This is a genomic window from Nitrospirota bacterium (assembly GCA_013388455.1).
In the GTDB taxonomy this organism is placed as follows: domain Bacteria; phylum Nitrospirota; class Thermodesulfovibrionia; order Thermodesulfovibrionales; family SM23-35; genus JACAFF01.
Window position 1 is genome coordinate 1 of record JACAFF010000020.1, and the last position, 17,279, is coordinate 17,279.

At 38.3% G+C, this 17,279-nt stretch carries 13 protein-coding genes; 3 read left to right on the forward strand and 10 right to left on the reverse strand.

Annotation, left to right across the window (positions count from 1 at the left end; genetic code table 11):
* Positions 1-519: 519 nt before the first annotated feature.
* The 8 genes from HXY53_04690 to HXY53_04725 form a co-directional block, all read right to left on the reverse strand.
* A complete protein-coding gene (locus tag HXY53_04690; protein NWF75857.1) occupies positions 520-2,088 on the reverse strand; it encodes a hypothetical protein in 1,569 nt (522 codons plus the stop codon).
* 303 nt (positions 2,089-2,391) lie between these two features.
* Positions 2,392-3,912 (reverse strand): sigma 54-interacting transcriptional regulator, encoded by a 1,521-nt coding sequence (locus HXY53_04695; protein NWF75858.1) that lies wholly within the window; start codon positions 3,910-3,912, stop codon positions 2,392-2,394.
* On the reverse strand, positions 3,909-6,428 hold the full coding sequence (locus tag HXY53_04700) for an FAD-dependent oxidoreductase (protein NWF75859.1): 2,520 nt from the start codon (positions 6,426-6,428) through the stop codon (positions 3,909-3,911). Before HXY53_04700 ends, HXY53_04695 begins: the two co-directional genes overlap by 4 nt.
* Positions 6,418-8,079, reverse strand: a complete 1,662-nt coding sequence (locus HXY53_04705; protein ID NWF75860.1) for a 4Fe-4S binding protein — start codon at positions 8,077-8,079, stop codon at positions 6,418-6,420. Before HXY53_04705 ends, HXY53_04700 begins: the two co-directional genes overlap by 11 nt.
* Positions 8,058-9,167 (reverse strand): glutamate synthase, encoded by a 1,110-nt coding sequence (locus HXY53_04710; GenBank protein ID NWF75861.1) that lies wholly within the window; start codon positions 9,165-9,167, stop codon positions 8,058-8,060. The genes HXY53_04705 and HXY53_04710 overlap by 22 nt, the downstream gene beginning before the upstream one ends.
* Positions 9,168-9,281: 114 nt before the next feature.
* Positions 9,282-10,379, reverse strand: a complete 1,098-nt coding sequence (locus tag HXY53_04715) for a radical SAM protein (GenBank protein ID NWF75862.1) — start codon at positions 10,377-10,379, stop codon at positions 9,282-9,284.
* Positions 10,380-10,493: 114 nt separating this feature from the next.
* A complete protein-coding gene (locus HXY53_04720; protein NWF75863.1) occupies positions 10,494-11,252 on the reverse strand; it encodes a 4Fe-4S binding protein in 759 nt (252 codons plus the stop codon).
* A gap of 62 nt (positions 11,253-11,314) precedes the next feature.
* Positions 11,315-11,989, reverse strand: coding sequence for a Crp/Fnr family transcriptional regulator (locus HXY53_04725; protein NWF75864.1), 675 nt, complete (start codon positions 11,987-11,989; stop codon positions 11,315-11,317).
* A gap of 195 nt (positions 11,990-12,184) precedes the next feature.
* Here HXY53_04725 and HXY53_04730 point away from each other — a divergent pair, with 195 nt between their 5' ends.
* The 3 genes from HXY53_04730 to HXY53_04740 all read left to right on the forward strand — a co-directional run bounded on the left by HXY53_04730 (position 12,185) and on the right by HXY53_04740 (position 14,520).
* A complete protein-coding gene (locus tag HXY53_04730; protein ID NWF75865.1) occupies positions 12,185-13,381 on the forward strand; it encodes a lactate utilization protein in 1,197 nt (398 codons plus the stop codon).
* A 112-nt stretch (positions 13,382-13,493) separates the two neighbouring features.
* Positions 13,494-13,898: a hypothetical protein gene (locus HXY53_04735; protein ID NWF75866.1), complete on the forward strand. Its 405-nt coding sequence runs from the start codon at positions 13,494-13,496 to the stop codon at positions 13,896-13,898.
* Between the two features lie 19 nt (positions 13,899-13,917).
* A complete protein-coding gene (locus HXY53_04740; protein ID NWF75867.1) occupies positions 13,918-14,520 on the forward strand; it encodes a class I SAM-dependent methyltransferase in 603 nt (200 codons plus the stop codon).
* A 19-nt stretch (positions 14,521-14,539) separates the two neighbouring features.
* On the opposite strand, the gene HXY53_04745 is transcribed toward HXY53_04740, so the two are convergent.
* Both HXY53_04745 and HXY53_04750 read right to left on the reverse strand, forming a co-directional pair.
* Positions 14,540-15,223 (reverse strand): cytochrome b/b6 domain-containing protein, encoded by a 684-nt coding sequence (locus tag HXY53_04745; protein NWF75868.1) that lies wholly within the window; start codon positions 15,221-15,223, stop codon positions 14,540-14,542.
* Complete coding sequence (locus tag HXY53_04750; GenBank protein NWF75869.1) at positions 15,223-17,268, reverse strand: cytochrome c3 family protein; 2,046 nt, start codon at positions 17,266-17,268, stop codon at positions 15,223-15,225. The genes HXY53_04745 and HXY53_04750 overlap by 1 nt, the downstream gene beginning before the upstream one ends.
* Positions 17,269-17,279 lie beyond the last annotated feature (11 nt).

Consider the following 17,279-nt stretch of genomic DNA (forward strand, 5'->3'; position numbering starts at 1 on the left):
AAGTTACAAAATAAACTTATTAGATTGGTTACATCAAAAAACAATGCAAAAAAGAAAGATAATTTCGTTTATAATTTTCATGAGGCAACCAAGAAAGATTTCGTTTAGATTTTTACGTGAGGCAATATGGTTTTGTCAATAAAATGTATAATTAAAGACATTTGCGACATTTCTCCATTTTCGACTAAATACTGAATAGGGCTTTTTAATCCCAGTGACTTATGTGGTCTCTGAGTATTGTAATAATCAGCAAGTCTCTGGTCAAAAAGAGGTTTATCATAAATTACATCCAGATTATTATCAATCAGATTATTATCAATGAATTCCTCTTGAAAGGTTCTATCTATAAAATCCCTGTATCTTACTGAATATTGGAATATGTTCGTGAATAATGATCCATTATCCCTTAATGTCGTAAATGTGTCTTAACTTTTCTGGAAGACAAGCACCCAGAGATTACTGTCCTTCCCCTCCCGGCTGCTGTATTAAAAAAGAATCCGTGGTTGAGGTGCGTAAATCCTAAAAAGATATATTAACTTCAAAATATGGATACCATGTGTGTTCAAATTTGTTACTTCCTAAAATGGAATAATTACCATCTCTGATACCACTCTCGTAAAATTGAAAGTCCATAAGCCCAAGACGGAATCTTAGCTTCTCATGATAAAAATAGTCGTAATATATATCCCATACCCCTGCATGAAACGGATAGAATCCAACGATTGTATTTGTTCCGCTCTCGTTATAAAAATAGTTATTTGCTGGCGATTGAACAGTACCTTTCCTTCTGAATCCCCGGTAGTTGAATGGGTTTATCCATGCATCATCTCCCTTTGCGTATTCGACACATAATTGCATGTTTGGTGAAATTAAATCACCTGAATTAAATCCTAAATACCAGATACGTCCCGGAAATCCCTCAGCGTCAAATGTATAAGTAGTTCCATTATCTACCCATGAATGATCTGGTATCTTGAAATGACTGTAGTAGTAAGCGCCGTAGATCTGGAATCCAAGCAGTTGAGTGTCTGCATAAAATCCAGTCAGCCAGTAAGGTGTTTTAAAGTCTGGCACGTCTTTATCATTTGATGTATTTGGTATATGCCAGTCATCCATGTAAAGTCCATCAACCACAATTGCTGTATCTTTACCTATTTTTACTTGAGCTTGTGCAAGATACACATCAGCATCATCTGGTAGAGATTCTTTTTTCTCATCATATTTTAGATATCCAAGTATAATGCCTGTTCTATCTTTTATCTTTGACTCGTATGCTTTGCGTGATAAGAATGCCCTACCTACTTCTTCTATACGTGAATTATTAAATAATCTTGTGCTCGTCCATGGTAACTTGATATTGTCAAGTGCTGTATGCGGAGCATCCCATTTAATTAATGATCCATCTATTTCAGCATCAATAAACAGTCTCGGGAAGAGGCTACCTGCCTGACGGGATGGGGGTCCGTCAAGTCCTGGAAGCCGCCCAATATACCATGTAGTATTAAAAAGAGGGATTTTGATTGTTGTATAAGCTTGTTCAAAGCGAGGTGTCATATCATGTCCTTTACTTGCTTCGAAAGAATTAGGATTATCGAGTGGATCAGAAAGACTTGACTCTGATAAGCCGAAGTTTTTATTCATGGTAAGACGTGCATAAAAATCAGCAATACCTGGAACGACCTCAGCATGTGCATTCAATCTTACACGAAGTGGGAAATAGGTTTCATCAACAGCTTCAATATCATCTGATGGGTGGTCATTACCGTAAAATCCAGCATTAGTATCTGATGTGCTTCTGACAATACGAAATCTCGCCTCGCCACTGAGATTAACACGGTCTTTAAGAGATTTTTTTTCTGTTCTTTCTGCTTTTTTCTCAACCTCTGTAACTTTCTTTTCTGTCTTGACAGTTTTGCTCTCCATTTCTGCCTGCTTTTTCTCAAGCTCTTCTATTCTCTGCAAAAGTTTTTGAACCTCTTTTTTTAATTGATTGATCTCAGTTGAGGGGTCTTGACCACTAACATGGACTGCACTTATCGCGATAAGGAAAATGATAGAAAAAAATAAACCTCCTATCCTTTTAACCATGTTTTATTCCTCCTCCTTCTTATATTAAGAGATTAAATGTTTAACCTAAATACAAATCAATCTAACATATTTCAATCAAATACTATACAGGGCTTTTTAAACCCAGAGACTTATGTGGCCTCGGAGTATTATAAAAGATCATATAATCAGCAAGTCTCTGGTTAAACAATATAAATTTATATCCAGATTATTGTCAATGAATTCCTCTTGAAAGGTTCTATCTATAAAATCCCCGTATCTTACTGAATATTGGAATATGTTCGTGAATAATGCCCCATTATCCCTTAATGTCGTATATGTGTTTTAACCTTTTCCTGTTTCCTCTAAGCCGTATTTTTTTATCTTATAACCTATTTGACGGGGGGTAAGGCCGATCATACGCGCTGCTTTTGCTTGAACCCAACCGCATTTTTCGAGTGCCTCAAGGATACTGTTCTTCTCAATATCTTCTATCCCTGCCTTGAGAGATTCCCTCGGTAAAATCTTTTCACGAGAAGGAAGTTTAAGGTTGATTGGCAAATAGGATGGTTTGATAATGTTGCCATCGGACATGACAACAAGCCTTTCAATGGTATTTTCGAGTTCTCTGACATTTCCAGGCCAGTCATACTCAATCAATACTCTGAGGGCTTCAGGTGATATGGAGATGTTCTTGCTATTCTCCCTGTTGTATCGATTCAGGAAGAATTCTACCAGAAGACTGATGTCCTCTTTTCTTTCTTTAAGAGAAGGCATGGATATTGGCACAACATTAAGCCTGTAAAATAGATCTTCCCTGAATTTGTTTTTAGAAACGAGTTCTTCAAGATTTCTACTTGTTGCAGCAATTAGTCTAACATCGACCTTGATAGTTTTCTCTCCACCAACACGCTCAAATTCTCTCTCCTGAAGAACGCGCAGTATCTTGGGTTGAAGATTCAGCGGCAGATCACCAATCTCATCAAGTAAAATAGTACCAGTATGGGCAAGTTCAAATTTACCTTTTCTTACAGAAATTGCACCGGTGAAAGCGCCTTTTTCATGACCAAAAAGTTCGGATTCAAGAAGACCTTCGGGGATAGAGGCACAATTAAATTTTATAAAAGGGCAATTCGCCCGAGGGCTCATATAATGAATAGCTTTTGCAATTAGCTCTTTACCAGTGCCGCTTTCACCATATAGAATTACAGTTGCTTTTGAATCTGCCACACGGTGAACAGATGCGAAAATTTCCTGCATCTTGTCTGAATTTCCTATAATATTAGGAAGACTGTATTTGCCTTTGAGTTCGAGCTTAAGGTTTTCTCTCTCCCGCTCAGAATCACGATAATGTTTCCATAATATAATATACTGTCCAATTATTGACGCTAAAATCTCAAGCACTCTGATATCTTCATAAATATTTACATTTTTATCCTTAAAGATTCTGTCAACACTTAATACACCTATTGATTCTCCTTTAAATTTTATTGGTACACAGAGAAAGGAGATGCCATCTTTACCGATACGCGAGCCTGTCCTATTGAGAAACATTGGCTCATTTCCTACATTTGGTATAACCATAGGAGAACCCTTTTCGAGAACCCTCCCAACAACTCCTTCTCCAATTTTGTATTTACCACGTTCAATCTGCTCTTTTGTCAGCCCATGTGCTGCAACGATTCTCAGTTCTTTTGAGTTCTGGTCGAGCAAGAAGACAGACCCTCTTTCCATCTCAAGAAAATCACCAAGAACGCGCATTGTGCGCGAGAGGTTTTTTTCAAGCTCAAAAGAAGAATTAAGAACCTTGCTTACTTCAAGAAAGGCAGAAAGGATTCTATTCTCTATTGCAAGTGACTGGATCATATATTTTCTACCATCTCCCAGACTCCACATGGACAGATGCCAGCACAGAAACCACAACCAATACATTTTTCATCATCAACAATATACTCATAAGAACCATCTTCATGTTCAACCCTGCTTATTGCTCCCCAGTAGCATGCATACTCGCACATATGGCAATCACGGCATGTTCCACAGGACATGCATTTATCTGCATCAATCTTACAGAGTTCAGATTCGAGGGCCCAGACCTCCACCCCCTCCCTTGTCTTTCCCCCTCGATGGGGAAGGGTGGGTGGATGAGACTGTATTCTGTGTTCTGCTTCATAATAGACCGTTTTTATGCGTTCATAAGGAATAACCTGTTTAGTCTCTGGCCATCTTGGAGCATGCATGAGTTGATAATGTATCGATTCTGCTGCAATCCTGCCCTGGCCTATAGCATGTGTTACGAGTCCAAGTCGTGTAGCATCTCCGATGGCAAATACTTTAACATCTGATGTCTGTCCAATTTCATTGACAGCAATCCATCCTTTTTCTGTATGTATTGAAGGAGGAAGAAAATCAAGAATAGGAACATCACCGACAGACATTATTACAAGATCTGCATCAAGTGATGAGCCATCTTTGAAATACAATTTCTTCTCATTATTATCATATCTTTCAGTAAATTTGGGCCAGATTATCTGAGTCCCTTTTGCTACTGCTGTCTCCATCTCTTTCCCGAATGCTGCGGGTTTCTGGATATCAACAGCGATTACAGATGTCGCACCACAATTATATGCCTGTGAGGCAACATCCATTCCAACATTACCTGCCCCTATGATAACGATCTTTTTACCATTAAGATCAGGCAATGAACCGATATTTGCATTCCTGAGAAAATCGTATGCTGTAACAACATGCTCGGACCCCGGAAAAGGTATGAGCCTCGGTTTATGAGCACCACATGCAACAACAACAATCTCATGATTTTTATAAATCTCTTCAAATTTTTCTTGATTGATTTTCTCATTCAAATAAATATTAACACCAATCTCCTTGAACCTCGATAACTCTTTCTGAAGCACCTCTTGTGGAAGGCGTTCTCTTGGAATGCATAATTCGATTTTGCCCCCGAGTTTGTCTGTAGATTCATATATGTTAACAGTATGTCCTTTAAGAGCAAGCTGCCATGCTGCACTCAGACCTGATGGCCCTCCACCGATGACTGCTATTGTATGTCCAGTCGGTTCAGCCTTTTTCGGGGCTGGTAAATCAATAGCAAGCCTGCCGAGTCTATCAATTCCTAATGGTTTATCAATCTGTCCCCTTGTGCAACTCTGCATACAGAGATTTGGACATATCTGGCCGCATACTGTTGCTGGCAAAGGACTATATTGTAAAACCAATTCCAGCGCCTCATGAAGTTTTCCCTGCCTGATCAGAGCAGCCCTTTTATGTGAAGGAATATGTGTTGGACAATTGTAAGCACATGGAGGTAAATACTTCTCATTTGCCCATACAGGTTTATTCCTTCTATCTTTTCCGGTAGTAATATATGGTAATAAAGTCATATCATGCTCTATATAAGGAGCAAATATACCACCCTGCCCAACTTCTTTCTCCCAGTAATTTTTTCTGAAATCTGTAATAGACATCTTGAACCATCTTCGCGATCTTTTTTCCTGAGGCGTATATGCAATTAATTTTTTCCATTCATCCTGTGAATTTGTAAGCTCCTCATAATATGAAATCCTATCAATGGATTCGAGGAATGGTTTAATATTAGTTTTTAACCATTCCCAGTCCTGTGGTGTAAGATCGAGAAGTCTGACATCCCTTTCACTGTATTCCTGTATAGGACCCCTGAAATATATTGTTCCTCCAACCATTCCAACGCATGGACGATACCCCAGTATATTCGATGGGTTTCTTGAATCTACACCACAAACGACTGCGATGCCTCCTGCCTTGAATTCTGCAAATGAATCCCCAACATTTCTGAAATACCATGACTGCGGTGGATCAAATCTTGGATTGTGCTTGGTCATTGTGTCACACCTTGCACCTCCGCTGCCCTGAACGTATAGGATACCCTGAGCTGCTGCATTGAATGCACCATTTGTTACATCACCTAAAACCGTTATTTTAGCTCCGCAGTTGATCCATCCTACATCGTCAGAGACGCTTCCTTTTACAATTATTTCTGTCCCAAACATGCCCATACTCCCAAGCCTTTGGCCTACAGGTCCTTCGACAATTATTTTTATTATTTCATTTCTTGGCCATATCCTCCCGCCTATTCCATGCTGCCCATCAGCTATAATATGCAATTCTCTCGCACCATCACGAACTGCCTGCTGTATTTGTTCTTCGAGAATACGGGACGAAACCCTGTGGCCGTTAATACGACCATATATGGTAATGGCTTTAGTTTGTGCTACAGAGGGAAGGGAGGTTTTACCCTTCCTGAGGACATACCCCCCCTTACTAAGGGGGGGATTAGGGGGAGTATTGCTTTTCGCTTTTAACTTTTTACTATTTTTAGCACGCATAGCTTATCTCCAGTCTTTCTGCCATAGCCTTGTCGTCTACACTCAAACCATCAGACATGCCTATAGGAAGTTCTGTGCTTCTTCCCATGGGCGCAAAGATTTTTTTCAGTTCAACGTTAGCTGCTTTGAATACTTCAACCACCCTTTCAGCAACCTTGTCAGAATCAAGCCTTCTGTAAAGTTTAGGGTCCTGTGTTGTTATCCCTCTCGGGCATTTACCTGTATTGCAAAGGTTACAACGGTTGTATTCATCACCGAAACAGTTCGCTGTAGCTTGCATTATATATTTTCCTACTGAAACTATTGATGCCCCAAGCATAATTAAAGCTGCTGCATTTGCTGCAAGATTTCCTTTCTTTGCAATACCACCAGCAGCGATTAAAGGCAATTCATTCTGTTTTCCCTGTTTCACGAGGTCGAGATAACATTCCCTGATATTAGAGGCTATTGGATGTCCCATCTTATCCATCGAAACGTTATAAGCAGCACCAGTCCCTCCATCTTCACCATCGATCGATAGTGCAGAAGCATATGGATTTCTTGCAAGGTTATTAAGAACTGCACGAGCTGTCTTTGTCCCTGATATTTTCGGGTAAACAGGGACACGGAAACCCCATGCCATAGACATAGACTGGATCATTTTTGCAACCGCCTCTTCAATCGAATACTTTGTCTGATGAGTTGGTGGTGATGCAAGATCAACAAATTGAGGTACACCACGAATACTTGCAATTAGTTTGAGAACCTTCTGTGCCATTAATAATCCACCATCTCCTGGCTTTGCACCTTGGCCATATTTAATTTCGATAGCTGCTGGATCCTCAACCATTTCAGGAATTGTATGGATAATCTCATCCCATCCGAAATATCCTGAAGCAATCTGCAGAATGAAATATTTAAGAAATCTGGATTTTAGAAGTCTCGGTGGTACCCCACCTTCACCGGTTGCCATAACAACAGGGAGACCTTCCACTTCGTTTAGATACGCAACCCCCATAGCAAGACCTTCCCACATAGGAGGCGAAAGTGCACCAACTGACATGCTACCAATCATAATTGGAAAAATTTCTCTTACAGGTGGAATAAATTTACCCTTATCTTTATCAACCGAAAGTTTTCCGTTTACTGATATAAGTGGTAGTTCCTCAGGAGGTAATATTCTACCTAATAATGTCCTGACACGAAACTCATGTCTTCCAGCATCAAGGGCTGGATCTGTAAGCATTGAGATCCTTGTGAACTTGAGCCTGTCAAGTGTCGAAATTGATGGGTCATTTCTACGTCCGCCTCTTTTATATCCTTCACCGCCTTTATTTTTATAAAGCAAGAATTTATTTTGAGGATTATATTCAGGTTCAATTGCATCATTTGGGCATACAAGAGTGCATGCACCGCATCCTGTGCAGTACCTGTCAATATCTGTTACCTGTTCAATTACATGAACAATCCTCCTAACCGCTAATGGTGTTGGTATATGTCCCTCAGATGTAACAGTCCTCTGGAGCTTTACAGATGGTTCAATTGCTTTCACAGGGCATACTGCAGTGCATCTTCCACAACGTGTGCATCTGTCATCCCTCCACCGAATTATATAAGGGAGTTCTTTTAAAGAAAGCTGATGGTTATAATCTAATTTTGTAGCTGGTTCCATACTCTTACCTCCTCTGCCTGAGGACCTACAATAACCATATCGTATTTCATAGGAAAAATATCCTTCGATTTATCTCTCTTCGGGATGGCACTATCAAGCCCGCATTCCTCAGACATTAATGCATATTTGCCTTTTATACCGCCTACAACTCCAGGGCGAAGTTTCTTTGCATCGTGTACCATGAAACATGTTCCGTCAGGAGTAAAGCCAATAACAACATTAGGTCCATCAATGCAAAGTGGTCTTAATGATTGTTTAATCAGTCTAAGAACATCGCTGTCAGTTCTTGTCTCTATTTCGTTTTCTTTCAATGGTGTTATAATATCTTTATAGTAGGTCAAGGGCAACCTGAGTTGTCTGACAGTATAGTGGAGAATATGAGTAAATACTTCACTATCACTGTTATAGCCGATATAGCCAGGAAACCCTCTGCTCATTAAAAATTCTCGTATAGGAACAAAAGCAGTATTCTCACCGTTTGTCATAGAGCAATATCCCTGAATGAAGAAAGGATGGCATGCGTATAGGTATATTGCATAATTTGTATTCTGCCTGCCCTGAGCAAAAATAATCTTTGCTTTTAGATTTTCTCTGTCAAGACCAAAAAACTCAGCAAGCTGAAGCGGATCTCCAACTTCTTTTAATGTAATAACGTCAGGATAAAAAGAGAACGCAAATATCGATTGATTAGATTCTCCCATCTTTCTGAGTGTTAGTCTTACATTAACCAGAAGATCTTCTTTTTCGTGTAAGTGATTATGTTTGATTGAACTTGGATAATCATAAACTCTGGCAAAATAATGATCATGAGAAATAATTCCTTTTACATGCCTTATCTTAGGAGTCCATACATGAATTAATTTGAAACCTGATTTGTCCATGTAATCATCAAGGATCTTGGCCCCCTCCTTAGAACAAATTCCTGAAAGAATTGGATAACCCTTTAAATCTTTGAATTCTCCGCCCAGGTCTTTGAGCGTAATACCAAGCCCTGAGCCATCGTGTCCTTCTTTCATTGTTTCGAGTGCAAGAATATTTTCTATTGGTGAAAAATATTCTTTTGATGTAATAGCTGCTAATCTGCACATATGATTCACTCCTGAAATTAATCGGCAAACGGTTACCGTATGTATATAAAAACACATACGTACAATTTTGTCAAGGAAAAAACAATTTTGTTTTCTTTATGAACTTATATAATTTTATCTTAAAAGGTGAATATTCCCGACCTTTACCCTTTTAAGCCCTGCATCTTCTGCGATTTCCTTACATCTGAATGCAAAGTCTTTAGATGTAAGAGGTAGGTCGGACATGTAGAAGTGCGGATAAAATCCAAGAAGGGAGTATGGTATGTTTTTATCGTGAGATGCTATAAATGTTGATATATTTCTGATTTCTTCTTCGTCAATATATCCTGGAACAAGGAGGGTGCTTGCTACAAGGAGTGGCGGTTCAGGACGTTCACGGATTCTTTTAGCAATAATTGAAAAATTTTCAATAGTTCTTTTATTTGTGACTCCTGTTAATGCGATATTCAGAATCTCATTCCATGATTTCAGGTCAAATTTGATACATCCGCCAGATTTAAGGGATATTTCTATCATCTCATTAAGTAGATCTCTGTTCATTGTTCCATTTGTTTCCCAGCATATTCTGAGAATCCTGTTTTTCTTTTGTTTTAGTGCAAAATGTGACGCCTTTAATGCAAATGGCAGTTGAGGGGTAGGGTCTCCCCCAAAGTAGCATATGCATGAGGTTTTTTTGTTCACTACATCGACAAGCTCCTGTATGTATCTTTTAGGGGATGTTAAAGTCTCTTCCCTGAAATGCCAGTTCTGACAGAAAAGGCAGTCAATAGAACATGACTGAAAGAAAACTGCCAGGTTTTTGTATCCGTATTCAGGTCCTTTCGAATAAGCAAATTCAGGATATCCTGTTCCACATCCTCCGGCACAAATCCAGTCAGCAACACAGTTTGTCGGCAGTGGATCGTAGTACCATGAAAATTTACCCTCATCCTGAGAAATTCCGAAAAGTTTTCCATTAATATTTGTCCTGAGACCGCAATAACTTATGCCACCTTCAGGTATCCTGCATTCGTTTACGCATAAATTGCATCGAATTCCATTTGGATCACTGGGAGGTTTTGGTGGAAGGCCAAATAGCTTTCTACTTTCTGAATGCGCCTTTTCAATATATAAGGATGCCTTGGACGATTCAAGGCGGATGCATTCAAGGCATACATTCAGAGCTTTTGAGATCAAATTAGAGGACTTTCCACAGACTAAGCACTCTGCCATGATAAAATTACAAAACTTTTTATCAAGTATATCACAATATAATGTTATGTATTAATTTAAAGTAAAAAGACGCAAATCTCGATGAAAAAGAGGCAAGATTCCTTAGTCACCCGGTTAAGAAATTATTTGCCCTTGGATTCCGATTTTTAATGTTCTTACAGAAATATTCTTGCCTGATTCTTTTACCGCTTCCGCCATTAATTTGACAAGTCCAGTGCAGCAGGGAACTTCCATATACGCAATCGTGATTGAACGGATATCGTTTTTACTCAGAATGGCAGTCATTTTATCTTTATATCCACCTGCATTATCAAGTTTTGGACATCCGATTGCGACGGTATGACCCTTAATGAAATCATTGTGGAATCCTGCATATGCATATGCACAGCAATCTGCTGCTACAAGTAAATTTGCTCCTTGATAATAAGGTGCCTTGAGCGGAAGTAAACTTATCTGAATAGGCCAATTCCTAAGTTGAGGTTGTAATTTCTGTTGAACAAATTCAGCAGTACATTCATTTATCTGTAATGTCTTAACCATGCTACCGGGACATCCGCAAGCTAAAGGTATAGGTTCTTTTTGCTCGTGGTTCTTCTGGGCTTCTTCCATTCTCCATACCGCTTCTATTCCTTTTGTTTTATAAAGATATTCTTTTGTAGCATCAATATCAAATGGCTTTGCTTCACGTTCCTCTATAATTAATGCCCCAGTTGGACATTTGCCAATACAATCACCAAACCCATCGCAAAAATCTTCCTTAACCAGTTTTGCTTTTCCATTGACTATCTCTATGGCACCTTCAGCACATGTACTAACGCAGTTGCCGCATCCATCACATAGTTCCTCATTGATTTTGATAATTTTCCTTTTCATTTGAATCCTCCTGGTATATTCTTGAGTTTAGAATAGATCAGGTGAGGGAAAGTGTCCTTGACTTAAGTCAAGAGAGAAAATGTCCTAAGTTTTTCTGGATCAGGGATTATGATGGTATTATTTTCTTCAATGATAAGATTCTTTTGTTTCAGGAAGGCAAGTGCCCGTGAAAGCGTCTCAGGTATTGTCCCGAGCACAGATGCGAGTTCTTTTTTGGAATAGGTTAACCGACAGAGTGTTATGCCGTTTTCTAAGGTGCTGTTTTTTAGTAAGTAATCAGCAAGCCTTGTTTTAATGTCTTTGAGGGAAAGTTCCTCGATTTTTGCAACAAACTGCCTTAACCTCCTTGAATATCCGCTCATCATCTTCAAGGCAACCTCGGGGTGTTTCTTTATGAGTTTGTTCAATCCTTCTTTTGGAACACGTATGAGAGTTGAGTTCTCTATAGCAACACAGGATGCCGGATAAACCATGGAATCAAATATCGCTGCCTCTGCAACAAGGTCTCCCGGAACCTGTATATGTAGCGTATGTTCCTTGCCATCTGGAGAAAGCTTATAAATCTTAACTTTTCCTGAAACAACGATGAAGAATGCAGTAGCCTCTGCGCCTTCTAAAAAGATCTGTTCACCTTTTTGAACATTTTTCAAAAAGAGAAATGGCTCGATGAGGTCGATCTCTTTTTCCGTGAATGAATTGAATAGGAAGATACCGGATAGAAAATGGCGTATGTCCATATTCAATGAAATCTTTTTTTATGTATCTTATTCATTTTCATTATTGTATTTCAGTATATCACAGCTCAATGCTGTTCAAAATATATTGATGCATTGTATCATGGTTTTATAATTATCGGACATCTTGTCTGCGGAGGAAAATTCTATTACAGGTATCCGATTGCTATTTATTTTTATAAAGAGTAAAAATATTCTATGAACTTTGATGAAATACTGACTTTGAGAAAAGTCTTCAAATCAGTGAAGGAAAGACAAAAAAAGAATATCCTGCCCGACTTTGGAGAAAAGGTGAAAAAGTTAAGAGCAGTTCGGGCATTATCTGTGGGCAATAATGAACTGTTAAATAATGCAGTAAGACGGATGGAGGAAAATGGCATAAAAGTATTTCATGCAAAGGGACGAGATGACGCTATAAGAATTATTGTCCGGGAGATTGGAGATGAAAAACTGGTGGTGAAATCGAAATCAAATGTAACAAGAGAACTTGATCTCGGGAAAGAGCTGGAATCAAAGGGAGTTAAGGTCATAGAGACGGATATAGGGGACAGAATAGCCCAGATTTTGCAATGCAAGCCTTCACACCCCACAGGTCCGGTAGCGCATATATCAACAAAAACAATAGCAGCAGGACTTGCAGAACATTATGGTATAACTTCAAGTGAAGATCCTCAAGATATCGTCGGATTCCTTAGAGATGAAATATGCAGTTATATCGAAAAGGCTCATGTGGGAATAACCGGAGCTAATGCTTTGACAGCAGAAGAGGGCTCTGTAGTTATTGCCCATAATGAAGGTAATATTTTTGAAGTCTTGAGAAAGAGAAAGCATATCATAGTTACCGCGATCGATAAAATATATCCGAACATTGAAGATGCCATTAACATGCTTAAAGTTATATGCTTCAACGCAACAGGCTCATGGATACCCTCTTTTATTGAGATAATCAGCGGTGTAAGCAAAACAGCGGATATTGAGAAAAAATTTATCAAAGGAATTCATGCCCCCGGCGAGATAGTGCTTATCCTTGTTGATAACAAAAGAACAGAAATTATTCAGAAAGGGTATAAGGAAATCCTGACATGTATTGACTGCGGAAATTGTCTTCTCCATTGTCCAATGTATAACACCGTCGGAAATTATTTTGCATGTGGAAAAAACCTCGGAGGAAAAGGAATAGCATTAAGTTTTCTCTCTGATGAGGAGGTTGAAAAGAAACTCGAACTCTGCCTTACATGCGGACATTGCAGGAGAAATTGCCCTCTGGAGATTGATATACCCTCAATCATCCGGAGTTTGAGAAGTGATAACATACCTACTGAGGTTTATTATTTTCTAAAATCCCATCTTTTCTGGCTTTATTACAACTTAAGATTAAAATTGAATCAGCTATAAACATATACTATAATAATCGCAAAATTGTAATATTACATTGAACTTCTGAGAAACAAATGGATATATTTAAGATTTTCGACGCCATTGAAAGGTAGAATTAAAAATCTCCGAATTGTATAAAAATTTCAATAAACTTTTTGCTGATGAAAAAGAGGTTGCAGCTTTATTTTTCCGAATGAGTCTTGATGAGCAATCACATGCAGATTTGATTAAATACCAGCGAAGGTTAGCAAGACAGAATAAAAATCTTTCAAAAGATATAGATATGGATATAAGCCGTGTTGATAAGTTAATCTCCGGAATTGACAACATTATTGGTTCACATAAACCTCTTTCATTACGAGAAGCCATAAAGTTATCAATAGAAATTGAAAACGATATCATGGAATATCATGGTCGTCATGCCATGATAAAGACAGTTCCAGAAGTTGCAGAACTATTGAAAAGCCTTTTCGGTGAAGACCATAAACATATTGAACTACTAAAAGAATTAGCTAAATATGAATCTTCTAAATAAGATTCTTTTTTAAGATACGTTGGATCCGCTTGGTAAAAAGGAACTTTTAAATTTCTACAACAGGCATCTTAAAGATTTTGGTGATTTACCTCAAGCAGTCAGGTGGACTCCTGAAGGGCAGAAAAAGAGATATGATAAAATTTTTTCTATAGCAGGAGATCTTTCAGGAAAGCATATACTTGATTTTGGTTGTGGAAAGGGAGATTTTTTTGGATTTTTAAAAGAAAAAAGTATTGCTGTAAATTATTGTGGCATAGATATTAATAAAAATCTTATAACGTTAGCAAAAAAGAAGTTTCCTGATGCTGAGTTTATTGCTATGGATATAGAAGAAGAGGAATTTTACAGGAAGTTCGATATCATTTTCGCTTGTGGCGTATTTAACCTCAGAATTGCAGGAATCGAAACTACAATGAAAAATATTTTAATAAAACTATTCAATCTTTGCAACGAAGCCATACATATAAATTTTCTTAGTTATTATGTACCTCGCCGAAATGTTGAAATGTTTTATGTGAAACCCGAAGAGATTCTCTCTTTTGCGATCACCGAACTTTCAAGGATTGTTCAACTCAGGCATAGTAAAGAGGACATCTATCTGTCGATATACAAAGAAAGCTGAGTAAAATTAAATATTTTATTTAGCTGCTGTGACCATGTTCTTCAGCATGAGCATGTTCTTCAGCATGTCCGTGCCCATGTTCCTCGTGTTCTTCTTCATATCCTGTAAACATTGCGATGATATGTGCCATTGGAGTATGTCCAAGGGTAGCGAGATAGAAATGAACTATTATGAATGCACTGAAGAATATAAACAGAAGGACATGGATCATGTCAGCGATCTGAATTCCTCCTATCAGGTTTACAGCAGGAGAAAAGAATTTTGGATCCCAGAGGAAAAGACCTGTGATGATCTGAACAGGAATTAACAGGGCCATTATCATTAAATATGAAACCTGCTGCATGGGATTGAATTTATTGTCAGGTGTTGAATGATGTGGATTCTGATCGCCAACCATTATGCCGAAGCCGTAAAACTTTGCCTGCCTTATGGCCTTTTTAGCAAACTCTATTGGACGGTGAAGAGGTGGTATATAGATTTTAATTTTTAATGTAAGGAGGTAATAGATAAGCCAGATGAAGTAATTTGCCAGAAGAATAAAGCCAAGCCAGCTATGGATTTTTACCGCTGTTTCGAACGAGAACAGATTAAGAACATTGCCAAATCTAATCTGGGCTCCTGTGATAATCAGAATAATGAAACCCAGTGCATTAATCCAATGCCAGATTCTTATTGGTAATGGATGTAAATATATTTTTTTCATTATTTTTTACCTCCTTTTCCCATTCTTCTTAATGAGCGTAGGGGTGAAGTTATGATTCTAAAAGTAATATGTCCTATAGGAACTGCTATTCCGCCTATGAGCGCAATGATAAACAGGATGTCAAATAGCTTTATATTCGTGCTACCCAGTGCATAGAATTTACTGACAGGTAATATAGTATATATTGAATTGAGGACTTCTTTTTTCGTCTGCAAAAGGGTGGTTTTCCCATCGGATCTATTAATGGCAATCATAACATTACCAAAGAATTCGGCTTCAGGGTGATGACACTTTTCGCATTCTCTTACGGCCTCTTTTTTTGCGGATATTTGGTGAGCTTCTGTAGCTTTGCTCACATCCATCTTGCCATGGAAGATTGACAGCGTCCCTTTTTTGTATAGTTGTGTAAATATATTCCATAGTTCATTACTGTCAATGCTTCCGTCTTTATTCGTATCGAGTTTTGCCATCAAACCTTCAGAGTCTGTCTCAAGCAGTTTAGCGAGTTCTTCCTCTGGCAGAGGTTTCCCGGATTTTCTATCAAAAAGACTGAGATAGATCAACCTCTGAGCATCTTTAGAATGGCAGGCGGCACAGGATACAACATCAAAATGTGCTCCTGCAAATGATGAAAGAGTAATAGGTGGATTGGATAGCCACTTACTATGAATTTTTTCTATATCCTTGTGACACTTGAGACATCCATCCTTTATTTTAGTGGTCATTTTTGTTGATTCAACATCATGTGCATTATGGCAGCCTGAGCATGTCGGGGTGCCAGATTTTCCCTGCATCCTTAGCTCTTCATGAATGCTGTTCTTATAAGAGTCATACATATCACTATGGCATTTATTACAAAGTGTGAGCCCCAATGTTTTATCAATGCTTGCTTTCCCGATTGCATGGCTTCCGTGACATCCTACACAAGAGGGTGCTTTTTGATTACCACTTTTGAGCATTGAATAGTGGATACTTGTTTCATATTTCTTATAAGCATCTTCATGGCATTTATTGCAGAGTTCTGAAGATAACAGAGAATATTCTGCAAGATTCTCATATGTTTTACTTGGATGCTGAGTCTTCGAAAAACCTGTATGACAATCTCCACATTTAAGACCTGAATGAACTGAACCTTTTACGGATGCTTCATCCACATATAGAATAAGCGTTTCTCCATTTTTCATCCTCATGCTTATTTTGTTCTTGTGGCATGAAAGACAATATGCATTCTCGGGTGCTGTTGCTTTTGCAGCCTTCATGCTCTTTATGGTATGTGAACCATGGCATGAAATACAGTTGTCTTTTGCAATTAGAGCATAGTGTGCAGCATTTTTTCTTAATTGATCATCTGTATGACATATGGTGCATGCCTTTGCAGCTGCTGTAATATATTCTTTCCTGCTTTTGAATGTTCTAAAAGGATGCTTATTTTTTGAAAAATCCATATGACAGGCAGTGCAGTCGAAATTGCCATGAACAGAATTCTTGAAAGTGTCTCTATTGATAAAAAGGCTTAATAATTCAGCACTGCTCAATGTCATACTAAAATCAAATTTATGACAGGTTAAACAATATTGCGTATCACTTATTTTCTTTTTCCAATCTGCCATTTTTAAAATGTAATGTGCGCCATGGCATTCAGAACAGAAGATGTTCTTTACCTTCGTTGTCAGGTAATTATGCATTGGTAACTTTTCTTTTGGAATTTCTCCATGGCATAAAATACAGACCTCTGAAGCTCTTGCTGAATATTCTTTCTTGCTATTTATCTTTTTTTCCTGAGGATGATTTTCCATAGATATATCCATATGACACCCTGCACATCCGAGTGTGCTGTGTGCAGAATTTGCAAATTCGTTACCATTGATATATAGAGAGAGGATTTCTTTATTGGCAAGCTGTTTTGTCAGGCTATTATCCGAATGGCATCCAAGACACATCTGAGCTTCATCTGAGAGCTTCCCTTTTGCAGAGACTATATATAATGGAAAAACAGTGAAGGATATAAAAAGCAATAAAATAATAATTTTCTTTCCTTTATCCATATAACCCCCTG